The following is a 17,264-nucleotide window of genomic DNA, read 5'->3' on the forward strand; positions in this document are numbered from 1 at the left end:
ACCGGAACGGCCTTCCCGCACCGCTCGCCGTGCGGGAAGAGCCGCCAAGAGGGAGCCTTGATCCCTGGAAGCTGTCGCACGGCCCTGCGAGGAGGTGGTCGGCGTGTCCGGCTGGCAGGGGTCCGAGCAGGCGCCGGCGGCCACCGCGGTGCCGGTCGGACGGCCGCTGCTGTCGCTGTCGCTCGCCGCGATGCTGGACGACGTGCATGCCCACTCCGGCGCGGTGTATCTGCTGGCGCCCCGCGAGCCGGTGCTGGAGATGGCGGTGATGGCGGGGCTGCCCAGGGCCTTCGCCGCGCCCTGGGAGCGGGTGGGGCTGAGCGCGCCCATCCCGGTCGCCGAGGCGGTACGGGAGCGCCGGCTGGTCTGGGTCAGCGGCGAGGAGGAGATGGCCCTGCGCTATCCGCGGATCGCCGTGGTGCTCCCCTATTCCTTCGCACTGGCCGCGCTCCCCGTGGCGACCGCGCACAAGGCGTACGGCGCCGTCTATGTCACCTGGCCCGGTTCGCATCCGCCGGAGCTGTCCGACCGGGAACGCGACCACCTCACCGCCGCCTGCGAGCGGCTCGCGCTGCGCCTGGAGCGGGCCGCCGAGGAGCGGCGTCCGGTCCACCCCGAGCCGGACCTGCTGGCACCGTCCGCCGCGGCGACGACCATGACCGGCGCGCTCGGCACGATGGAGGCCTCGCGGATGGTGTCCCGGCTGCCCTACGGACTGTGCGCGCTGGATCTGCACGGCCGGGTCAGCTATGCCAACCCGGCGACGGCCGAGCTGCTCGGCATCCCGGTCAGCGGGCTGCTGGGCGCCCAGCTGTGGGCGTCCGTGCCCTGGCTCAACGACCCCGTCTACGAAGACCGCTACCGTGCCGCGCTGCTGAGCCAGCACGTCACGTCGTTCGTGGCGCTGCGGCCGCCCGGTGACTGGCTGTCGTTTCGCATGTATCCCAGTACGAACGGGCTGAGTGTGCGCATCTCACGGGCCCGGGCGGTGGCCGAGATGACCCGTGCCGGACCACAGCAGGGCGACGGCACCCGGAGCCTGGTGACCATCTCCCATGTGCTGAGTCTGGCGAGCGCCCTCACGGAGGCGGCGGGCGTGCAGGACGTGGTGCAGCTGGTCGCGGACGAGATCGCGCCCGCTGTCGGCAGCCAGGCCCTGGTCGTCCTCGGCACGCGGGCCGGGCGCCTGCATGTGCTCGGGCATCGGGGGTATCGGGACGCGCAGGTCGTGGAGCGCTTCGACGGGCTGCCGCTCAGCGAACAGACCCCGGGGACCCATGCGCTGACCTCCGGGGTTCCCGCCTTCTTCGACTCGCGTGAGCAGTTGGAGCGCCTCTACCCGTCGCGGGACGCGACACCGGACGGCATGGCCGCGTGGGCGTATCTGCCGCTCATCGCGTCCGGGCGTCCGGTGGGCACCTGTGTCCTCGCGTACGAGCAGCCGCGTCCCTTCCCGGCGGACGAGCGTGCCGTACTGACGAGTCTGAGCGGTCTGATCGCGCAGGCGCTGGAGCGTGCTCTCCTCTATGACGCCAAGTTCCAGCTGGCGCACGGTCTGCAGGCCGCGCTGCTGCCCCACTCGCTGCCGCCGCTGCCCTTGATCGAGGCCGCCGCACGCTATCTGCCGGCCACTCAGGGCATGGACATCGGCGGGGACTTCTACGACCTGGTGCCCTCGCACGGCCTGGCTTCGGCGGTGATCGGCGATGTGCAGGGGCACAACGTGACGGCGGCGGGGCTGATGGGGCAGCTCCGCACCGCCGTGCGGGCGTACACGACGGTCGGGCAGACGCCGGAGGAGGTCATGCGGAGCACCAACCGGCTGCTGATCGACCTGGGCACCGACCTCTTCGCGAGCTGTCTGTACATGCGCCTCGACCCGGCACGGGAGGTGGCCGTGATGGCGCGCGCGGGCCACCCGCCGCCCCTGCTGCTGCGGCCGGACGGCAAGGTCCGGGTGCTCGACCTGGCCGGTGGGCCACTGCTCGGGATCGACGCGTCGGCCACGTATCCGACGACCGAGGTGCCGTTCGCCCCCGGGTCCATGCTCGCCCTCTACACCGACGGTCTGATCGAGTCCCCCGGTGTCGACATCGAGGACGCCTTGGCCGACCTCGGCCGACGGCTCGCCGAGAGCGGCGACCAGCCCCTGGACGCGCTCGCCGACAGCCTCGTGAAGGGCGGCGAGAAGGCGACGCGGGAGCGGCTCGACGATGTCGCACTGCTCCTGCTGCGGGCGCGGGCTCAGGACTGAGCCCGGGCGCGTGGCCACGAGGACCCTGTCCGCGCAGCCGGCCGGTGGAGCCGGCCCCGTGTACGCCGGGTGATCCGGCCCTCCCGCCGGAGGGCCGGACCCTTCCACGTCCGGCCGGGACGGCTGTTCCGCGGCCGGGTCAGTGGCTCTTCGTCACCGGCGTCAGGGGTTGGAGGACACCAGGCCCGAGCCGTCGTCCATGCCGGTGGCGGACTGGTCGCCCGTCTGGTCGGCCCCGCCTGTCTGGTCACCGGCGCCCGCCGCGTCACTGGCACTGGCGCTCGGGTCCACCGCTCCACCGGCGTCACCGGCGCCCGCCGCGTCACCGGCGCCCGCCGCGTCGCCGGCACTCGCGCTCGGGTCGACCGCGCCACCGGCGCCGGCGTCGCCCGCGCCGAGCGTCGCGCCGACCGCCTGCAGCGCGGTCGTGACGGGCTGGAAGAACGTCTCGCCGCCGACGGTGCAGTCGCCGCTGCCGCCGGAGGTCAGGCCGATCGCGCTGCCGTCCTGGGTGAACAAGGAGCCGCCGCTGTCGCCCGGTTCGGCGCAGACGTCGGTCTGGATGAGGCCGGTGACCGTGCCTTCCGGGTAGTTCACGGTGGCGTCGAGGCCGGTGACGTTGCCGTCGTTCAGACCGGTGGTGCTGCCCATACGGAAGACCTGCTGGCCCACGGCGGCGTCGGCGGCCTGGTTGATCGTGACGGTCTGGCCGTTGCCGACGTTGACCACGCTGTTCGTCTGCGTGTTCGGGTCGTCGTACTTGACGAGGGCGAAGTCGCCGTTGCCGGGGAAGGTGGCCTGGTCGACGGTGGCGATCGGGGCGCCGTCCTGCGCGTCCGACCACTGGGCCGCCGCGACACCGCAGTGGCCCGCGGTGAGGAACGCGGGGCTGCCGTCGCCGGCGGTGACGTTGAAGCCGAGGGAGCAGCGGGCGCCGCCGCCGAAGATGGCGTCGCCGCCGTCGACGAACGTCTTGAAGGTGCCCGCGGACTTCTTGAGGGTCGCCACGTCCGAGCCGAGGCTCTTGACGGTCGACTCCACCGTGTCCCACTTGGTGCCCGTGACGGTGGAGTCGGCGGTCACGCGGATCTCGTTGGTCTTCGGGTCGACGGACCATGCCGTGCCCGGGACCGTCGCGTCCGTCTTCAGCGTCTTGGCGGCGGCCTGGAGCGTGGAGGTGCTGTTCTGCACCTCGTTCGCGACGGCGCCGGCCTTCTCGATCTGGTTGACGACGTTGCTGTTGTCGCCGACGACGTTGATGACGAGCTGCTGCTTCGACGCGTCGTAGTACGAACCGGCGAAGGCGTCACCCAACTGGGAGGCGAGCTGCGAGGCGACGTCAGCGACATCGGTCGCCTTGAACGTCTTCGGGGTGGCGTCCTCCGAGTTCGTCTGGGACGCGTTGGCATTGGGCAGCAGAAGTGCCGCCGCTCCGAGCGCCGCCACGCTTCCTGCCGCGAGGGCGGCCTTGCGCTTGGGTATCCGCTTGTGACTCAACTTCTGACCTCCTGGGGACGGGGTCGATGCCGCCGTCCGGCAGCTGACTTGGGGGGCGCCTGGATGCTTGTTGGTACGCGTGAGCCACGTGGGTTGTTCAACTCCCTTTAAGAAAGGCAGGAGTTACGCAGGCCAAAGGCGTGGATTACGAGGCAATCGGGCCCTTGGGCCAAGCAGACGGGGAACAATGCCCCGTATGACACTGAACCTCACCGAAGCCGACAAGATCCTCGCCGACCACTTCGCCCCCTGGGTGCTCGACCTGGGTCTGTCCGTGGAGGAGTTGGGCGAGGACCGCGCGGTCCTGCGACTGCCCTGGTCGACGCGGCTCTCCCGGGAGGGCGGCTCCCTGTCGGGCCAGGCCCTGATGGCCGCCGCGGACACGGCGACCGTGATCGCGGTGTCGGCGGCGCGCGGCGCCTTCGTGCCCATGACCACGGTTCAGCAGTCCACCAGCTTTCAGCGGGCGGTGACGGACGCGGACGTGCTGATCGAGGCGGTCCTCACCAAGTTGGGCCGCCGTATGGCTTTCGCGGACATCACGATGACCGCGGAGGGGGCGGACGGGATCGCGGCGCGGGCGAGCACGGTGTACGCACTCCTGGACTGAGCGGCACAGACCGCTACTGATCGGTAACGGTCCGTCTTCGACCGAGAACGGAATCCCGGCTTCAGCGAATCTGCACATCGAATACTCAACCAAGTCACCGTGTGCGAGGGATCTGCACAGTCGCGCGCCCCCCTCCGCGCCATTGGGACGGGACTGTCCCATTCGATCCCCGGGCGGCAAGAGCCCGCACGAAACGACGCCGTGCAGCATGTGAAGAACTCGCCGTCGAGACGTGTGCACGTCATCACGGTTGACCGGCCGGAGCACTCAAGTGCCCAGGTGAGAGCCCTGGTTGATTGGATGCACGCCGTCCGGGCGTGCTTTGATCCGTTGCACCGCGGGGGTCGCACCAAGGCTCCCCGAAACGGGTGCCGCGCGCTCGCGGTGGCGGCCGTCATCTGTCCCCAGAGGGGGGCCGCTCTCCCCCTTATGAATTTCTTTTAGGAAGGGAAGTTCCATCATGAACTCCACCCCCCGTGTTGCGACCGCCGAGATCTCGGACGCCGACCTCGACAACGTCTCCGGCGGCCTGTCGCTGAACGCCGTTGGCACCGTGACCGGCCTGGTCGACAGCGTTGCCCCGGTCTCCGGCCTCGTGGGCACGGTCGTCGGCACCGTCGAGGGTGTCACCGGCCTGAACACCGCCCCGGTCACCGGCCTGGTTGCCGGTCTCTGATCGCATCTCATGCCGTTGAGTCCCGGAACCGCTTCCCGGTTCCGGGACTCTCGGGTGCCGTAAATCTCTCGAACAGGTGAGGGAAGTCCCGTGCAGTTCCGCCAACAGGCCCTCGCCAAGCTGCAGTCGCCCGAAGAGCTCGACCTTCCGGTGCGCTTCGCCCGCCCCCAGGGCTGGCTCGTGCTGTCCGTGACGGTCGTCGTCATGGCGGCCGCCTCCGTGTGGGCGGTGACGGGCACCGTCGCGTCCACGGTCAGCGCACCCGCCATCCTCACGCACGGGGAGGGCAGTTACGTGTTGCAGAGCCCCGTCGCCGGGCAGGTCACCGAGGTCCTCGCCAAGGAGGGCGAACGGCTCACCGCGAACGCCCCCGTACTGAAGGTCCGTACGGCGCAGGGCGAAACGGCCGTCGTCCGCACGGTCGCCGCGGGTCGCATCACGGCACTCGCCGCCACCATCGGCGCGATCATCCAGACCGGCGCGAACGTCGCCGCGGTGGAGAAGGTCGCCCACGCCGGCGATCCCTTGTACGCGACCGTGTACGTCCCCGCCGAGAGCGCCTCCACGATTCCCGAGAACGCCGCCGTCGACCTCACCGTCCAGTCGGTGCCGACGCAGCAGTACGGGGTGTTGCGCGGCCATGTGAAGGCGGTCGACCTGACGGTGCAGAGCCAGCAGCAGATCGCTTCCTTCCTCGGTGACAGCCAGCTGGGCGAGCAGTTCACCAAGAAGGGCAGGCCGGTGGCCGTCCTGGTCCGTCTCGACCGTTCGTCCGGCACGAAGAGCGGCCTCAAGTGGTCCTCGCAGGACGGACCGCCGTACGCGCTCACCTCCATGACCCTGGCCACGGGTTCGATCCGCCTGGCCGATCAGCGCCCGATGGATTGGCTCCTGCCGTGACCACCACGCAAGACACCCGGGGCAGACGCCGCGCCGCCGCGCCCAAGCGCACGGTCCCCAAGGGCAGCCGGAAGTCCGTCCGCACCCCCACCGTGCTCCAGATGGAGGCCGTCGAATGCGGCGCGGCCTCCCTCGCCATGGTGCTCGGCCACTACGGCCGCCACATCCCGCTCGAAGAGCTGCGCATCGCCTGCGGTGTCTCCCGGGACGGCTCGCGCGCCAGCAACCTGCTGAAGGCGGCGCGCAGTTACGGCCTGACGGCCAAGGGCATGCAGATGGACACGGTCGCGCTCGCCGAGGTGAAGGCGCCCGCGATCCTGTTCTGGGAGTTCAACCACTACGTCGTGTACGACGGCATGGGCCGCCGCTTCGGACGGCGCGGCGTGCACATCAACGACCCCGGCAAGGGCCGCCGCTTCGTCCCGATGGAGGACTTCGACACCAGCTTCACCGGCGTCGTCCTCGTCATGGAGCCGGGGCCGGACTTCCGCAAGGGCGGCCGCAAGCCCGGCGTCCTGGGCGCCATGCCGGCCCGGTTGCGCGGCACGTCGGGCACGATGCCCGCGGCCGTGCTGGCGAGTCTGCTGCTGGTGGCGGTCGGTGCGGCGCTGCCCGCGCTCAGCCGGACGTACATCGACCAGTATCTGATCGGCGGTCAGTCCTCGCTGCTCGGTGTGCTGTTCGCGTCGATGGGCGCCTCCGTGCTGCTCACAGTGGTGCTGACCTGGCTGCAGCAGGCGAATCTGCTGCGCGGCCGCATCATCTCCTCCACGCTCAGCAGCGCCCGCTTCCTGCGCCATCTGCTGCGACTGCCGGTCACGTTCTTCTCGCAGCGCAGCCCGGCCGACCTGGTGCAGCGGCTCCAGTCGAACGACGCGGTCGCCGAGACCCTGGCCCGCGACCTCGCGGCGGCCGGTGTGGACGCGATCGTGGTGGTGCTCTACGCCGTACTGCTCTACACCTACGACCCGCAGCTCACCGCCGTGGGAATCGGCGTCGCCCTGCTCAACGTGGTGGCCATGCGGGTGGTGATCCGGCTGCGCGCGACCCGCACGGCGAAGCTGCGCGCGGACACCGCCCGGCTCACCAACACGGCGTATTCCGGGCTCCAGCTGATCGAGACGATGAAGGCGACCGGCGGCGAGGACGGCTATTTCCGCAAGTGGGCCGGGCAGCACGCCACCACACTGGAGGAACAGCAGCGCCTCGGCGTGCCGAGCGCCTGGCTGGGCGTGGTCGCGCCGACGCTCGCCACCCTCAACTCCGCGCTGATCCTGTGGATCGGCGGTCTGCGGGCGGTGGAGGGCCATATCTCGGTCGGTCTGCTGGTCGCCTTCCAGGCCCTCGTCACCCGCTTCACCGCGCCGATCACCCGCCTCAACGGCGTCGCGGGCCGCATCCAGGACTTCGCGGCCGACGTGGCCCGCCTCAAGGACGTCGAGAACTTCCAGGCGGACCCGCTCTACGCCCGCTCCGGCACCGGCGACTCCACCCGCCGCCTCCAGGGCCATGTCGAGCTGGAGAACATCACGTTCGGCTACAGCCCGCTCGACAAGCCGCTGCTCACCGGCTTCTCCCTGACGGTCGGCCCCGGCCAGCAGGTCGCGCTGGTCGGCGGCTCCGGAAGCGGCAAGTCCACCGTCTCCAGGCTCATTTCGGGGCTGTACGCACCCTGGGAGGGCACGATCCGTATCGACGGGCAGCGTCTGGAGGACATCCCGCGCGGCGCGCTCGCGGCCTCCGTCTCCTTCGTCGACCAGGACGTCTTCCTCTTCGAGGGAACGGTCCGCGACAACATCGCGCTGTGGGACCCATCGATCCCGGACGACGCCGTGGTGGCGGCGCTGGAGGACGCGGCGCTGTACGACGTCGTCATGCGCCGCCCCGGCGGCATCCACAGCCGGGTCGAGCAGGACGGCCGCAACTTCTCCGGCGGCCAGCGGCAACGCCTGGAGATCGCACGGGCGTTGGTGCGCAGGCCCAGCATCCTGGTCCTCGACGAGGTGACCAGCGCGCTGGACGCGGAGACCGAGCAGACCGTCATCGACAACCTGCGCAAGCGCGGCTGCGCCTGCGTGGTGATCGCGCACCGGCTCAGCACCGTGCGCGACAGCGACGAGATCGTCGTACTTCAGCACGGCACGATCGTGGAGCGCGGGCGGCACGACACCCTGGTGACGGCCGGCGGCCCGTACGCCGAGCTGGTCAAGGAGCGATGAGATGACCACGGTTCACGAGGGCGTACGCGACGGAGACCTCGTCCTCGGCGCGCTCGGCGGCATGGGCACGGCGATCGACTGCTCCGGCCTCAACCGCCTCGACCTGGAAGGTCCGCAGGTGCTGTGGCTGGTCGCCGCGGGCGCCATGGACCTGTTCGCGGTCGACGCCGTCCAGCAGGGCCACTGGCACCACCTCGGCCGCCTCGAAGCGGGCTCGCTGCTGCTCGGTCCGGTGGCAGGCCCCCAACACACGCTGGTCGGGCGGCCGTTGCGCGACTGCGTGGTGCACCGGATCGTGCTGCGCGAGCTGTACCAGCCCGTCGACACGCAGACCTGGTCGTACGACGAGTACGGCAACGCCCAGTACGTCCCGCCGACTTCGAGCCCACTGGAGTACGCCCTCGCCCTGGGCGTCGGCCGCAGCCTCTCCATCCTCTTCCAGGCGCCGATGGCCACGGAGAACGCTGCCGCGCTCACGGACGACGACGTCTTCTGGATGCAGGTGCCGCCCGGCAGTGTGCAGTACGGCTCGCTGTACGGCGCGGAGGCCGCGGCCGACCTGCTGATGGACTCCGGTGTCTGGCAGGGCATGGTCGACCAGCAGTACCGGCTGCTGTCCACGCTCGACCGCTGGATCGAGCAGCTGGAGGCCCGCCACGAGGACCGTACGGCGGCGGGCATCAAGGCGGGCGAGGCCGTCCGCGCCCAGGCCGACCGGACCCTGCTCGCCTCCATCGGCAAGTCGTCGGCGAAGCGCCCGACCGCGGCCGACGCGGACGCCACGTACGCGGCCTGCAAGCTGGTGGCCCAGGCCGGCGGGATCACCCTCGCCGAGTCCGCGCAGAGCGGCACGGAGAGCGACCGGCTCGACCCGGTCGAGCGGATCGCGCTCGCCTCGCGCGTCCGGACCCGTGCCGTACGCCTCGACGGGCGCTGGTGGCGCGACAACATCGGTCCGCTGATCGGTCACCGGGCCGTGTCCGGCGCGCCGGTGGCGCTGCTGTGGCGGCGCGGCGGATATGTGGCCGTACAGCCGTCCTCCGGGCGGGAGACGCCGGTCGAGAAGGCCAACGCGGCGGAGTTCGAGCCGCGGGCCGTGATGTTCTACCGTCCGCTGCCCGAGCGGAAGCTGAGCCCGCTGCGGCTGCTGCGGTTCTGTCTCCAGGGCACGGGCGGCGATCTGCGCAACCTCGCGATCAGCGGTCTCGTCACGGTCGCGATCGGCGCACTGGTGCCGATCGCCACCGGCAAGGTGCTCGGCGAGTACGTGCCGAAGGCCCAGCACACCCTCATCGTGCAGGTCTGTCTGGCCCTCATGGTCACCAGTGTCGTGTCGGCGGCGTTCATGCTGCTGGAGAACCTCACGATGCTGCGCATGGAGGGGCGCATCGAGGCCACGCTCCAGCCGGCCGTGTGGGACCGGCTGCTGCGCCTGCCCACGAAGTTCTTCACCTCACGCTCGACCGGTGAGCTCGCCAGTGCCGCCATGGGCATCAGCGCGATCCGCCGGCTCCTCGCGGGGGTCGGACCGACGGTCGCGCAGGCGGGCACGGTCGGCGCGATGAACCTGGGGCTGCTGTTCTGGTACAGCGTGCCGATGGCGCTGGCCGCGATCGGCATGCTCGTCGTCATCGCGGCGGTGTTCCTGGGGCTCGGTCTGTGGCAGGTGCGCTGGCAGCGGCGGCTGGTCGTACTCAGCAACAAGCTGAACAACCAGGCGTTCCAGACCTTGCGCGGTCTGCCCAAGCTGCGCGTCGCGGCGGCCGAGAACTACGCGTACGCGGCCTGGGCCGGCGAGTTCGCGCGCAGTCGTGAGCTCCAGCAGAAGGTCGGCCGGATCAAGAACCTCACCACGGTGATGGGCGCGGTGTATCTGCCGCTGTGCTCGCTGCTGATGTTCATGCTGCTCGCGGGCCCGGCGCGGGGCACGCTGTCGGCCGCCGCCTTCCTCACCTTCAACACCTCGGTGACGATGCTGCTGACCTCGGTCACCCAGATCACGGGAGCGGCCGTCTCGGCGGCGGCCGCGCTGCCGATGTTCGAGGAGATCAGGCCGGTGCTCGACGCGACCCCCGAGGTCCGCACGGCGAGCACCCGCCCAGGTCTCCTCTCCGGGAGCATCGAGGCCCGAAGGCTCTCCTTCCGGTACGCCGACGACGGCCCGCTCGTCCTCGACGACGTGTCGTTCGACATCAGGCCGGGCGAGTTCGTGGCGATCGTCGGCCCCAGCGGCTGCGGCAAGTCCACGCTGCTGCGGCTGCTGATCGGCTTCGACAAGCCCGTCTCGGGCAGTGTGCTGTACGACGGCCAGGATCTGGCGGCCCTCGACCAGTCCGCCGTACGCCGTCAGTGCGGTGTCGTGCTCCAGCACGCCCAGCCGTTCACCGGATCGATCCTGGACTGCATCTGCGGCACCGAGCCGTACACGCCCGAGGAGGCGATGGCGGCGGCCGAGATGGCCGGCCTCGCCGAGGACATCAAGCGGATGCCGATGGGGCTGCACACGATCGTCTCCGGCAGCGGCGCGATCTCCGGCGGCCAGCGCCAGCGCCTGATGATCGCCCAGGCGCTGATCCGCCGTCCTCGCATCCTCTTCTTCGACGAGGCGACCAGCGCCCTGGACAACGAGACCCAGCGCACGGTCATCGAGAGCACCCGGGCGCTCAACGCCACGCGGATCGTGATCGCCCACCGTCTGTCCACGGTGATGGACGCGGACCGCGTGATCGTGATGGAGGACGGCCGGGTCGCCCAGCAGGGCCCGCCCGCGGCGCTGCTGGCGGACACGGGCGGGCGGCTGCACGAGCTGGTGCGCCGGCAGATGCGGTAGGCGTTCAGTCGAGTCCGGGGACCGGGGCGCCGGAGGGAACCCCGGCCTCGACGTAGCCGCGGTAGAACTCCTTCCACGGCGTACTGGCCCCGGCGTGCGGTCCTGCGGACTCCTCCCCTCGCGCACGGGCGTCGAGGGCCGCGAGGCACATCTCCCAGCCGGCGCCGTTGCGGGCGGCGGTGTTCTCGGCCGCGAGGACATCGGTGAGCGTGAAGTGCGTGCGCTTCTCGTCGAGGGCCTCGAGGTCGAAGTGCAGCTCGTCGCCGCCCCAGTCGAAGGAGAGATGCCGGGGCGGGTCGACGGCGAGGACACGGCCGGTGGACTCCGGCATGTTCGGGTCACCGCTGAACGTGATGGTGCCGCCGGGCCGCAGCTCGATCTCGGCGCGGGACGGGAACCAGTGCGCCAGCTCGTCGGGGTCGGTCACGAACTGCCAGACCCGGTCCACGGGGTGGTCGTAGGTCCGGCTGAAGCGGACGGCGGGGCGGCCGTCGTCGAGGGTGACGTAGGCGCCGGTGAGGGCGGCGGGTTCGGCGGACATGGTGGCTCAGTCCTTCGGGGAGAGTTCTTCGTGGTCGTCCGACGGCTCCCCCGCCGCCTCGTCCAGGCGACGGCCGAGGGCGTCGAGGCTCTCGTTCCACAGCTTCCGGTACGGGGCCAGCCAGGCGTTCAGCTCGCCGATCGGAGCCGGGTCGAGCGCGTAGACGCGGCGTTGCGCGTCCTGTCGTACCCGCACGAATCCCGCGTCGCGCAGCACCCGCAGATGCTTCGAGGTGCTCGGCTGACTCAGACCGCACGCCTCGACGATCTCACCGACGGCTCGTGGCCGCTCCAGGAGCAGCGCGACGATGGCGCGCCGGTGGGGGTCGGCGAGTGCGGCCCAGAGGGAGACATCGGGCATGGTTTTAATATGCCTCACCGGTTATATGCCCGTCAAGGAATGAAGAAGCGACCCAGCTCACTTAGCGAAACTTTGCCGTTTCGCTGAAGGGGGTCTAGTCTCGTACTGTCGATGTGTACGAAACCGTTTCGTTTACGTGCACGTAACCCCTGAGCGACTTTCCCTGGAGTGGTTCTCCCATGCCTCAGACCCTGACCAAGGGCCCCCGCACCGGTGCCGTGGACGCACCGCCCGCGGACGCGTCGAAGCGGCGCTGGTGGATCCTCGCGATCATCGGTATCGCGCAGCTGATGGTGGTCCTCGACGCCACCATCGTGAACATCGCCCTGCCGTCAGCCCAGGCGGACCTCGGTTTCTCCGACGGCAACCGGCAGTGGATCGTCACGGCGTACTCCCTGGCCTTCGCCTCCCTGCTGCTGCTCGGCGGACGCATCGCCGACCTCTTCGGACGCAAGACCGCCTTCCTCGTCGGTATCGCCGGATTCGCCGCGGCCTCCATGCTGGGCGGCGTGTCCACCAGCTTCGGGATGCTGGTCACCGCCCGCGCACTGCAAGGTGTCTTCGGCGCGCTGCTCGCACCCGCCGCGCTCTCGCTGCTGAACACGACGTTCACCGATGCCAAGGAACGCGCCAAGGCGTTCAGCGTGTACGGCGCGATCGCCGGCGCCGGTGGCGCGGTGGGCCTGCTGCTCGGCGGTGTGCTGACCGACGCGCTCGACTGGCGCTGGACGCTGTTCGTCAACGTCGTCTTCGCGATCGTCGCCTTCGCCGGCGGCTGGATGCTGCTGACCAATCACCGTGACGCGGCGAACTCCAAGCTGGACCTGCCGGGCACGCTGATGGTCTCCACCGGTCTCTTCTCCCTGGTCTACGGCTTCTCCAACGCCGAGACCCACGACTGGAGTTCGCCCGCCACCTGGGGCTTCCTGACCGCGGGCGGAATCCTGCTGACCGCGTTCGCCTGGTGGCAGACCCGCGCCAAGCACCCGCTGCTGCCGATGCGCGTCCTGCTCGACCGCAACCGCGCCGCCTCGTTCATCACCGTCCTGATCACCGGCGCGGGCATGTTCGGTGTCTTCCTCTTCCTCACCTACTACCTGCAACTGAACCTGGGCTTCAGCCCCACCAAGACAGGTGTGGCGTTCCTGCCGATGATGGCCGCCCTCATGGTCATGGCGCAGGTCTCCACCACGATGCTGGTGCCGCGCATCGGACCGAAGGCCGTCATCCCGGCGGGCTTCGCGATCGCCGCGGTCGGTATGGCGTGGCTGACCGGCATCGATGTCGGCTCGTCGTTCTCCACGGCGGTACTGCCGCAGCTGCTCCTGGTCGGCGCGGGCCTCGGCATGGTGATGCCGCCCGCGATGTCGCTGGCCACCAGCGGGATCGCCCCCGAGGACGCCGGTGTCGCCTCCGCGACCGTCAACACCATGCAGCAGGTGGGCGGTTCGATCGGTACGGCGCTGCTGAACACCCTCGCCGCGAGCGCCGCCACGAGCTACCTCTCCGGCAAGGACGCGACCGACAAGCTGGTCCAGGCCCAGTCCACGATCGAGAGCTACACCACCGCCTTCTGGTGGTCGTCGGGCTTCTTCGTGGCGGGCGCGCTGATCGGCTTCCTCCTCTACCGCCGCGGGAAGCTGGAGCAGGCCTCCGACGCTTCCGCCGCACCGGTCGTCCACATGTGATCGGTCGCTGATCCGATCACCCACCAGGCCGAGGGGCCGCCGTCTGCAGGGAGACGGCGGCCCCTCATCCGTCTCCGGTGGCGGAGCGTCTCATCCGTCTGCGGTAACGGGCTGTCGCGGCGGCCAGACGGGCCTGCTGGACCAGCTCGTCCTGCGGCTGCGCGGGCCGGTACACGACGAGTGTCCGGTGCTCCTTCTCCAGCGTCAACTCCGCGGGCACGGGGGCGATTTCACCGTCGTACGCGAGTCTGTCCATACCGGTGAGCCCCTCCAGCCGCACCCATGGGACGTATTCGGCGCCGTAGACCCGGGAGCGGTGCAGCGCCCCGACGAGCGCGGAGGCGATGACACGGGTGCGGGCGAGGCGGTGGTCTCCGTCCACCAGGCGCACGTCGAGCAGTCCGTCGTCCAGGCGCGGCCTGAACGCCGGGGCGAAGCCCTCGGGGACGTACCGGCCGTTGCCCGCGAAGAGCAACCACAGGCGGCGGGGGCGGCCGTTGACGCTCAGCTCGACGGGGGTCGCGGTACGCAGCACCCGCACGAGGGCGACGGCCGCGGCCGGCCACTTGCCCCACCGCTCCTCCAAGTGCTCGCGGAGCTGGACGAGTTCGGGGTACAGGCCGATGCTGAAGGTGTTGAGGAACCGCACCTCCTCTCCGGCCTCCGATCGCGCAACGCCGATGTCCACAGCCACCGCCTCCCCTTTGGCGACGGCCACGGCGGTGTCCTCGAAGTCCGGTACGCCCACGTCCTGGGCGAAGTGGTTGAGGGTGCCGCCGGGGAACACGGCCAGCGCGAGGCCTCGTTCGGCCGCCGCGCGGGCCGCGGCGTTGACACTGCCGTCGCCTCCGCACACGCCCAGCGCGCCGCCCGTCGCCGCGGCCCGGTCGACCGCCTCGGCGAGCAGCGCGGTGAAGTCGTCGTCAGGGCCGCGCTCGATCAGCTCGGCCCCGGGCAGCAGTTCACGCAGCCGCTCGGCGGGCGGCAGCGGCGCGGCGGGCGCGCCGCTGCCGGCCCGGCTGTTGACGAAGACGACCAGTCGCTCGCCGCGGGGCAGCGCGGGCGCGTGGGCGGTGGGCCGTTCCCGTTCCGGGGAGGCCGCGCGCGGCGGCCACCAGCGGCAGGTGAGCGCGGCGGCCCCGGCGCCGATCGCCACTCCGGCCAGCACGTCTCCGGGGTAGTGCACTCCCACGTAGACCCGCGAGAAGGCGACCGCGGCGGCGAGTGGCGCGACCAGGGCGCCGTAGCGCGTGGACTCCAGGGCGACTCCGGTGGCGAAAGCCGCGGCCGACGCGGAGTGCCCGGACGGGAAGGACGTGGTGTGCGGCTGGCGGGTCAGGTGCCGGATCGGCGGTACGAAGTCCAGCAGCGGGCGGGGACGGCGGGTGCTCCACTTCACGACCGTGTTGACGGTCAGCGAGGCCAGCGTCAGCGAACCCACCCCACGCAGAGCCGCCCGTCGGGCGGTGTGTCCGCCGATCAGCGCGAGCCCGGCCGCCGCTCCCAGCCACAGACGTCCGTGGTCGGCACTGTGGCTGAGCCGCCGCAGCGCCGGATCGGCCCCGGGCACCCGCGCCCCGGCCACCCGTGTGAACAGCCGCTGGTCCAGCTCGCCGAGTACACCCATGGTCCATCCTTGCGGTCTCGCGCCCGTCTCGGCATCCCGGACGGCTCGGACCGGTGACGTGTCTGCTCCGGGCGGCGCACGTTTCCCCAACCAGGGACCGCGTACGTTTACGCCGCGCCGCGCGGCGGCCATGGTGAGCGTATGCGCAGATCTGCGGCGGCGGTCGGCAGTTCGCTCTTCCTGGCCCTGGCCCCCGGCACGGTGGCCGTCCTTCTCCCCTGGGGGCTGACCGGCTGGCGGGCCGGTCACTGGTGGCCCCCCGTCCGTGTGCTGGGCCTGGTGCCACTGGCCGCGGGCGCGGTGGTGCTGCTGTCCGCCTTCACGCGGTTCGTCGCCGAGGGCCTCGGCACTCCGGCGCCGGTCGCGCCCACGGAACACCTGGTCGTGGGCGGGCTCTACCGGCATGTCCGCAATCCGATGTACGTGGCGGTCGTCGCGGTGATCGCCGGGCAGGGCCTGCTGCTCGCGCGGCCGGTGCTCCTGGTGTACGGGGCGGTCGCCGGGCTCGTGATGGCGGCGTTCGCGCGCTGGTACGAGGAGCCGGAACTGACCGGCAGATTCGGCGCCGAGTACGAGCGCTACCGCGCAGCGGTGCCGGGCTGGTGGCCCGGACTCCGCCCCTGGCGCGGCCCCGGGTGACGCGACAGCAGCGCGAGGGACGCCACCGGGACCACACCACCCACAACAACGGTGCACGCGGGGCGTGCCACCCGGTTACCGGGGGTACATGCAGCGGCATGCGAGTGAGCGTGGTGGATGTGGGGTCGAACACGGTGCGTCTCGTGGTGGCGGACGCCGAGGGCGGGGTACCGCTGCCGGTGCACACCGCCAAGTGGCGGCTGCGGCTGTCCGAGCGGGTGGCGCACGGCGGTCCGATTCCCGAGGAGGCCGTGGAGCAACTCATCGAGGCGGTGCGCGCGGCGGGCACTACGGCCCAGCGATGGGGCGCGGCGGGCCCGTTGTCCTTCGCGACCGCCGTGGTGCGCAACGCCCCGAACCGTCAGGAGGTGCTGAGGGCCGTACGCGCGGGGACCGGCGTGCGGCTGTGCACCCTGCCGGGCGAGGTGGAGGCCGAGCTCACGTTCCTCGGGGCGCGCCGCTGGATGGGCTGGCGCTCGGGGCCGCTCGCGCTCCTCGACATCGGCGGCGGCTCGCTGGAGGTGGCCTTCGGGCGGGGCCGGCTGCCGGACTTCGTGGCCTCGCTGCCGCTCGGCGCGGGCCGGCTGACCCGCGAGTACTTCGAGGGCCAGGATCCGCCGTCGGCGGACAGCGTCAAGGAGCTGCGCCGCAACGTGCGCCACCAGCTGCGGGACGTGGCCGCACGGATCCGCTGGGAGGGACCGCGCACCGCCGTGGCGACCTCGCGGACCTTCCAGCAGCTGGCCCGGCTGTGCGGGGCGCCGCCCGGACGCCACGGCCCTTTCACGGAACGGGAGTTGCGGCGGGCGGACTTACGCGACTCACTCGACCGCCTCGCCCTGCTCACGGCCGCGGAGCGCGCGCTGCTCCCGGGCATCTCCGCACCGCGGGCCGCCCAGAGCCTGGCCGGTGCGGTGGTGGGACACACGGCGATGAAGCTGACGGGCCTCAAGAAGGTCTCCATCTGCCCCTGGGCGATCCGCGAGGGCATCCTGCTGCGGCACATGGAGGAGGGCGCTTCGTGGTGGGCGGACATCACCCGGCAGAGCGACGAGGCCGCGCCGCCGACCGGTGGGGCACATCTGCGCATAGCGACCCCGGTGCGCTGAGCGGGCGCCTCGCAGGCACCCGTCCCGGCCCCGCCGGCACCCGTGCCTGCCGCCGGCCGCCGTCACGGCCGGCTGCCGCCGGGCGCTTCCACCGACAACATCCGCTGGAACAGGCCACGTTGAGGCGGGGCCGCCTTCGCACGTCGATACCTCAACCCTGATTCACCTGGCCGAGTGAACTGGATCTTGAGGACGGCGCCGTATGGATGTTTCCGGCCGCGCCGGGCAGCTACCGGGATCGAACAGCCTCTCCCCCGCCGAGGTGGAGCCACTGTGCCGCCGGAGTCCCGCGATCGTGCCGGGCGGAGAGCCGG

General features: G+C 71.3%; 13 protein-coding genes. 9 read left to right on the top strand and 4 right to left on the bottom strand.

All coding sequences use genetic code 11. The features are described from left to right. Positions 1–94 precede the first annotated feature (94 nt). Positions 95–2,254, top strand: a complete 2,160-nt coding sequence (locus OIC96_RS03180; RefSeq protein ID WP_330309417.1) for a SpoIIE family protein phosphatase — start codon at positions 95–97, stop codon at positions 2,252–2,254. A gap of 162 nt (positions 2,255–2,416) precedes the next feature. Here OIC96_RS03180 and OIC96_RS03185 read toward each other — a convergent pair whose 3' ends face one another. Further along, the gene (locus tag OIC96_RS03185) at positions 2,417–3,751 is read right to left on the bottom strand and encodes a S1 family peptidase (RefSeq protein ID WP_330309416.1); all 1,335 of its coding nucleotides are present in this window, start codon (positions 3,749–3,751) and stop codon (positions 2,417–2,419) included. A gap of 196 nt (positions 3,752–3,947) precedes the next feature. On the opposite strand from OIC96_RS03185, the gene OIC96_RS03190 reads away from it, so the two are divergent. The 5 genes from OIC96_RS03190 to OIC96_RS03210 all read left to right on the top strand — a co-directional run bounded on the left by OIC96_RS03190 (position 3,948) and on the right by OIC96_RS03210 (position 10,986). Next, complete coding sequence (locus OIC96_RS03190; protein ID WP_330309415.1) at positions 3,948–4,361, top strand: PaaI family thioesterase; 414 nt, start codon at positions 3,948–3,950, stop codon at positions 4,359–4,361. Between the two features lie 460 nt (positions 4,362–4,821). Further along, positions 4,822–5,037: a type A2 lantipeptide gene (locus OIC96_RS03195; RefSeq protein ID WP_330309414.1), complete on the top strand. Its 216-nt coding sequence runs from the start codon at positions 4,822–4,824 to the stop codon at positions 5,035–5,037. A gap of 90 nt (positions 5,038–5,127) precedes the next feature. Then, positions 5,128–5,937, top strand: coding sequence for an HlyD family efflux transporter periplasmic adaptor subunit (locus OIC96_RS03200; protein WP_330309413.1), 810 nt, complete (start codon positions 5,128–5,130; stop codon positions 5,935–5,937). After that, positions 5,934–8,156 (top strand): NHLP family bacteriocin export ABC transporter peptidase/permease/ATPase subunit, encoded by a 2,223-nt coding sequence (locus tag OIC96_RS03205; protein ID WP_330309412.1) that lies wholly within the window; start codon positions 5,934–5,936, stop codon positions 8,154–8,156. The genes OIC96_RS03200 and OIC96_RS03205 overlap by 4 nt, the downstream gene beginning before the upstream one ends. 1 nt (position 8,157) lies before the next feature. After that, positions 8,158–10,986, top strand: a complete 2,829-nt coding sequence (locus OIC96_RS03210) for an NHLP bacteriocin export ABC transporter permease/ATPase subunit (RefSeq protein WP_330309411.1) — start codon at positions 8,158–8,160, stop codon at positions 10,984–10,986. A gap of 4 nt (positions 10,987–10,990) precedes the next feature. Here OIC96_RS03210 and OIC96_RS03215 read toward each other — a convergent pair whose 3' ends face one another. Beyond that, entirely contained in the window at positions 10,991–11,527 is a 537-nt protein-coding gene (locus OIC96_RS03215) for an SRPBCC family protein (RefSeq protein WP_330309410.1), read from the bottom strand. Between the two features lie 6 nt (positions 11,528–11,533). Beyond that, positions 11,534–11,887, bottom strand: coding sequence for an ArsR/SmtB family transcription factor (locus tag OIC96_RS03220; protein WP_330309409.1), 354 nt, complete (start codon positions 11,885–11,887; stop codon positions 11,534–11,536). Positions 11,888–12,066: 179 nt separating this feature from the next. Here OIC96_RS03220 and OIC96_RS03225 point away from each other — a divergent pair, with 179 nt between their 5' ends. Continuing rightward, positions 12,067–13,575 (top strand): MFS transporter, encoded by a 1,509-nt coding sequence (locus tag OIC96_RS03225; RefSeq protein ID WP_330309408.1) that lies wholly within the window; start codon positions 12,067–12,069, stop codon positions 13,573–13,575. 64 nt (positions 13,576–13,639) lie between these two features. Here the strand turns inward: OIC96_RS03225 and OIC96_RS03230 are convergent, their stop codons facing one another. Next, positions 13,640–15,202, bottom strand: a complete 1,563-nt coding sequence (locus OIC96_RS03230; protein ID WP_330309407.1) for a bifunctional phosphatase PAP2/diacylglycerol kinase family protein — start codon at positions 15,200–15,202, stop codon at positions 13,640–13,642. Positions 15,203–15,343: 141 nt separating this feature from the next. Between OIC96_RS03230 and OIC96_RS03235 the strand changes: the two genes are divergently transcribed. Next, positions 15,344–15,841 (top strand): methyltransferase family protein, encoded by a 498-nt coding sequence (locus OIC96_RS03235; protein ID WP_330309406.1) that lies wholly within the window; start codon positions 15,344–15,346, stop codon positions 15,839–15,841. A 98-nt stretch (positions 15,842–15,939) separates the two neighbouring features. Next, a complete protein-coding gene (locus tag OIC96_RS03240; RefSeq protein WP_330309405.1) occupies positions 15,940–16,950 on the top strand; it encodes a Ppx/GppA phosphatase family protein in 1,011 nt (336 codons plus the stop codon). The last annotated feature ends 314 nt before the right edge of the window (positions 16,951–17,264 follow it).

This window comes from Streptomyces sp. NBC_00775 (assembly GCF_036347135.1).
Classification (GTDB): domain Bacteria; phylum Actinomycetota; class Actinomycetes; order Streptomycetales; family Streptomycetaceae; genus Streptomyces; species Streptomyces lutosisoli.

Excerpts from the sequence above, each read along its gene's own strand:
- OIC96_RS03190 (WP_330309415.1), top strand. The coding sequence starts at position 3,948 with ATGACACTGAACCTCACCGAAGCCGACAAGATCCTCGCCGACCACTTC.
- OIC96_RS03195 (WP_330309414.1), top strand. The coding sequence starts at position 4,822 with ATGAACTCCACCCCCCGTGTTGCGACCGCCGAGATCTCGGACGCCGAC.
- OIC96_RS03210 (WP_330309411.1), top strand. The coding sequence starts at position 8,158 with ATGACCACGGTTCACGAGGGCGTACGCGACGGAGACCTCGTCCTCGGC.
- OIC96_RS03215 (WP_330309410.1), bottom strand. The coding sequence starts at position 11,527 with ATGTCCGCCGAACCCGCCGCCCTCACCGGCGCCTACGTCACCCTCGAC.
- OIC96_RS03220 (WP_330309409.1), bottom strand. The coding sequence starts at position 11,887 with ATGCCCGATGTCTCCCTCTGGGCCGCACTCGCCGACCCCCACCGGCGC.
- OIC96_RS03225 (WP_330309408.1), top strand. The coding sequence starts at position 12,067 with ATGCCTCAGACCCTGACCAAGGGCCCCCGCACCGGTGCCGTGGACGCA.
- OIC96_RS03230 (WP_330309407.1), bottom strand. The coding sequence starts at position 15,202 with ATGGGTGTACTCGGCGAGCTGGACCAGCGGCTGTTCACACGGGTGGCC.
- OIC96_RS03235 (WP_330309406.1), top strand. The coding sequence starts at position 15,344 with ATGCGCAGATCTGCGGCGGCGGTCGGCAGTTCGCTCTTCCTGGCCCTG.
- OIC96_RS03240 (WP_330309405.1), top strand. The coding sequence starts at position 15,940 with ATGCGAGTGAGCGTGGTGGATGTGGGGTCGAACACGGTGCGTCTCGTG.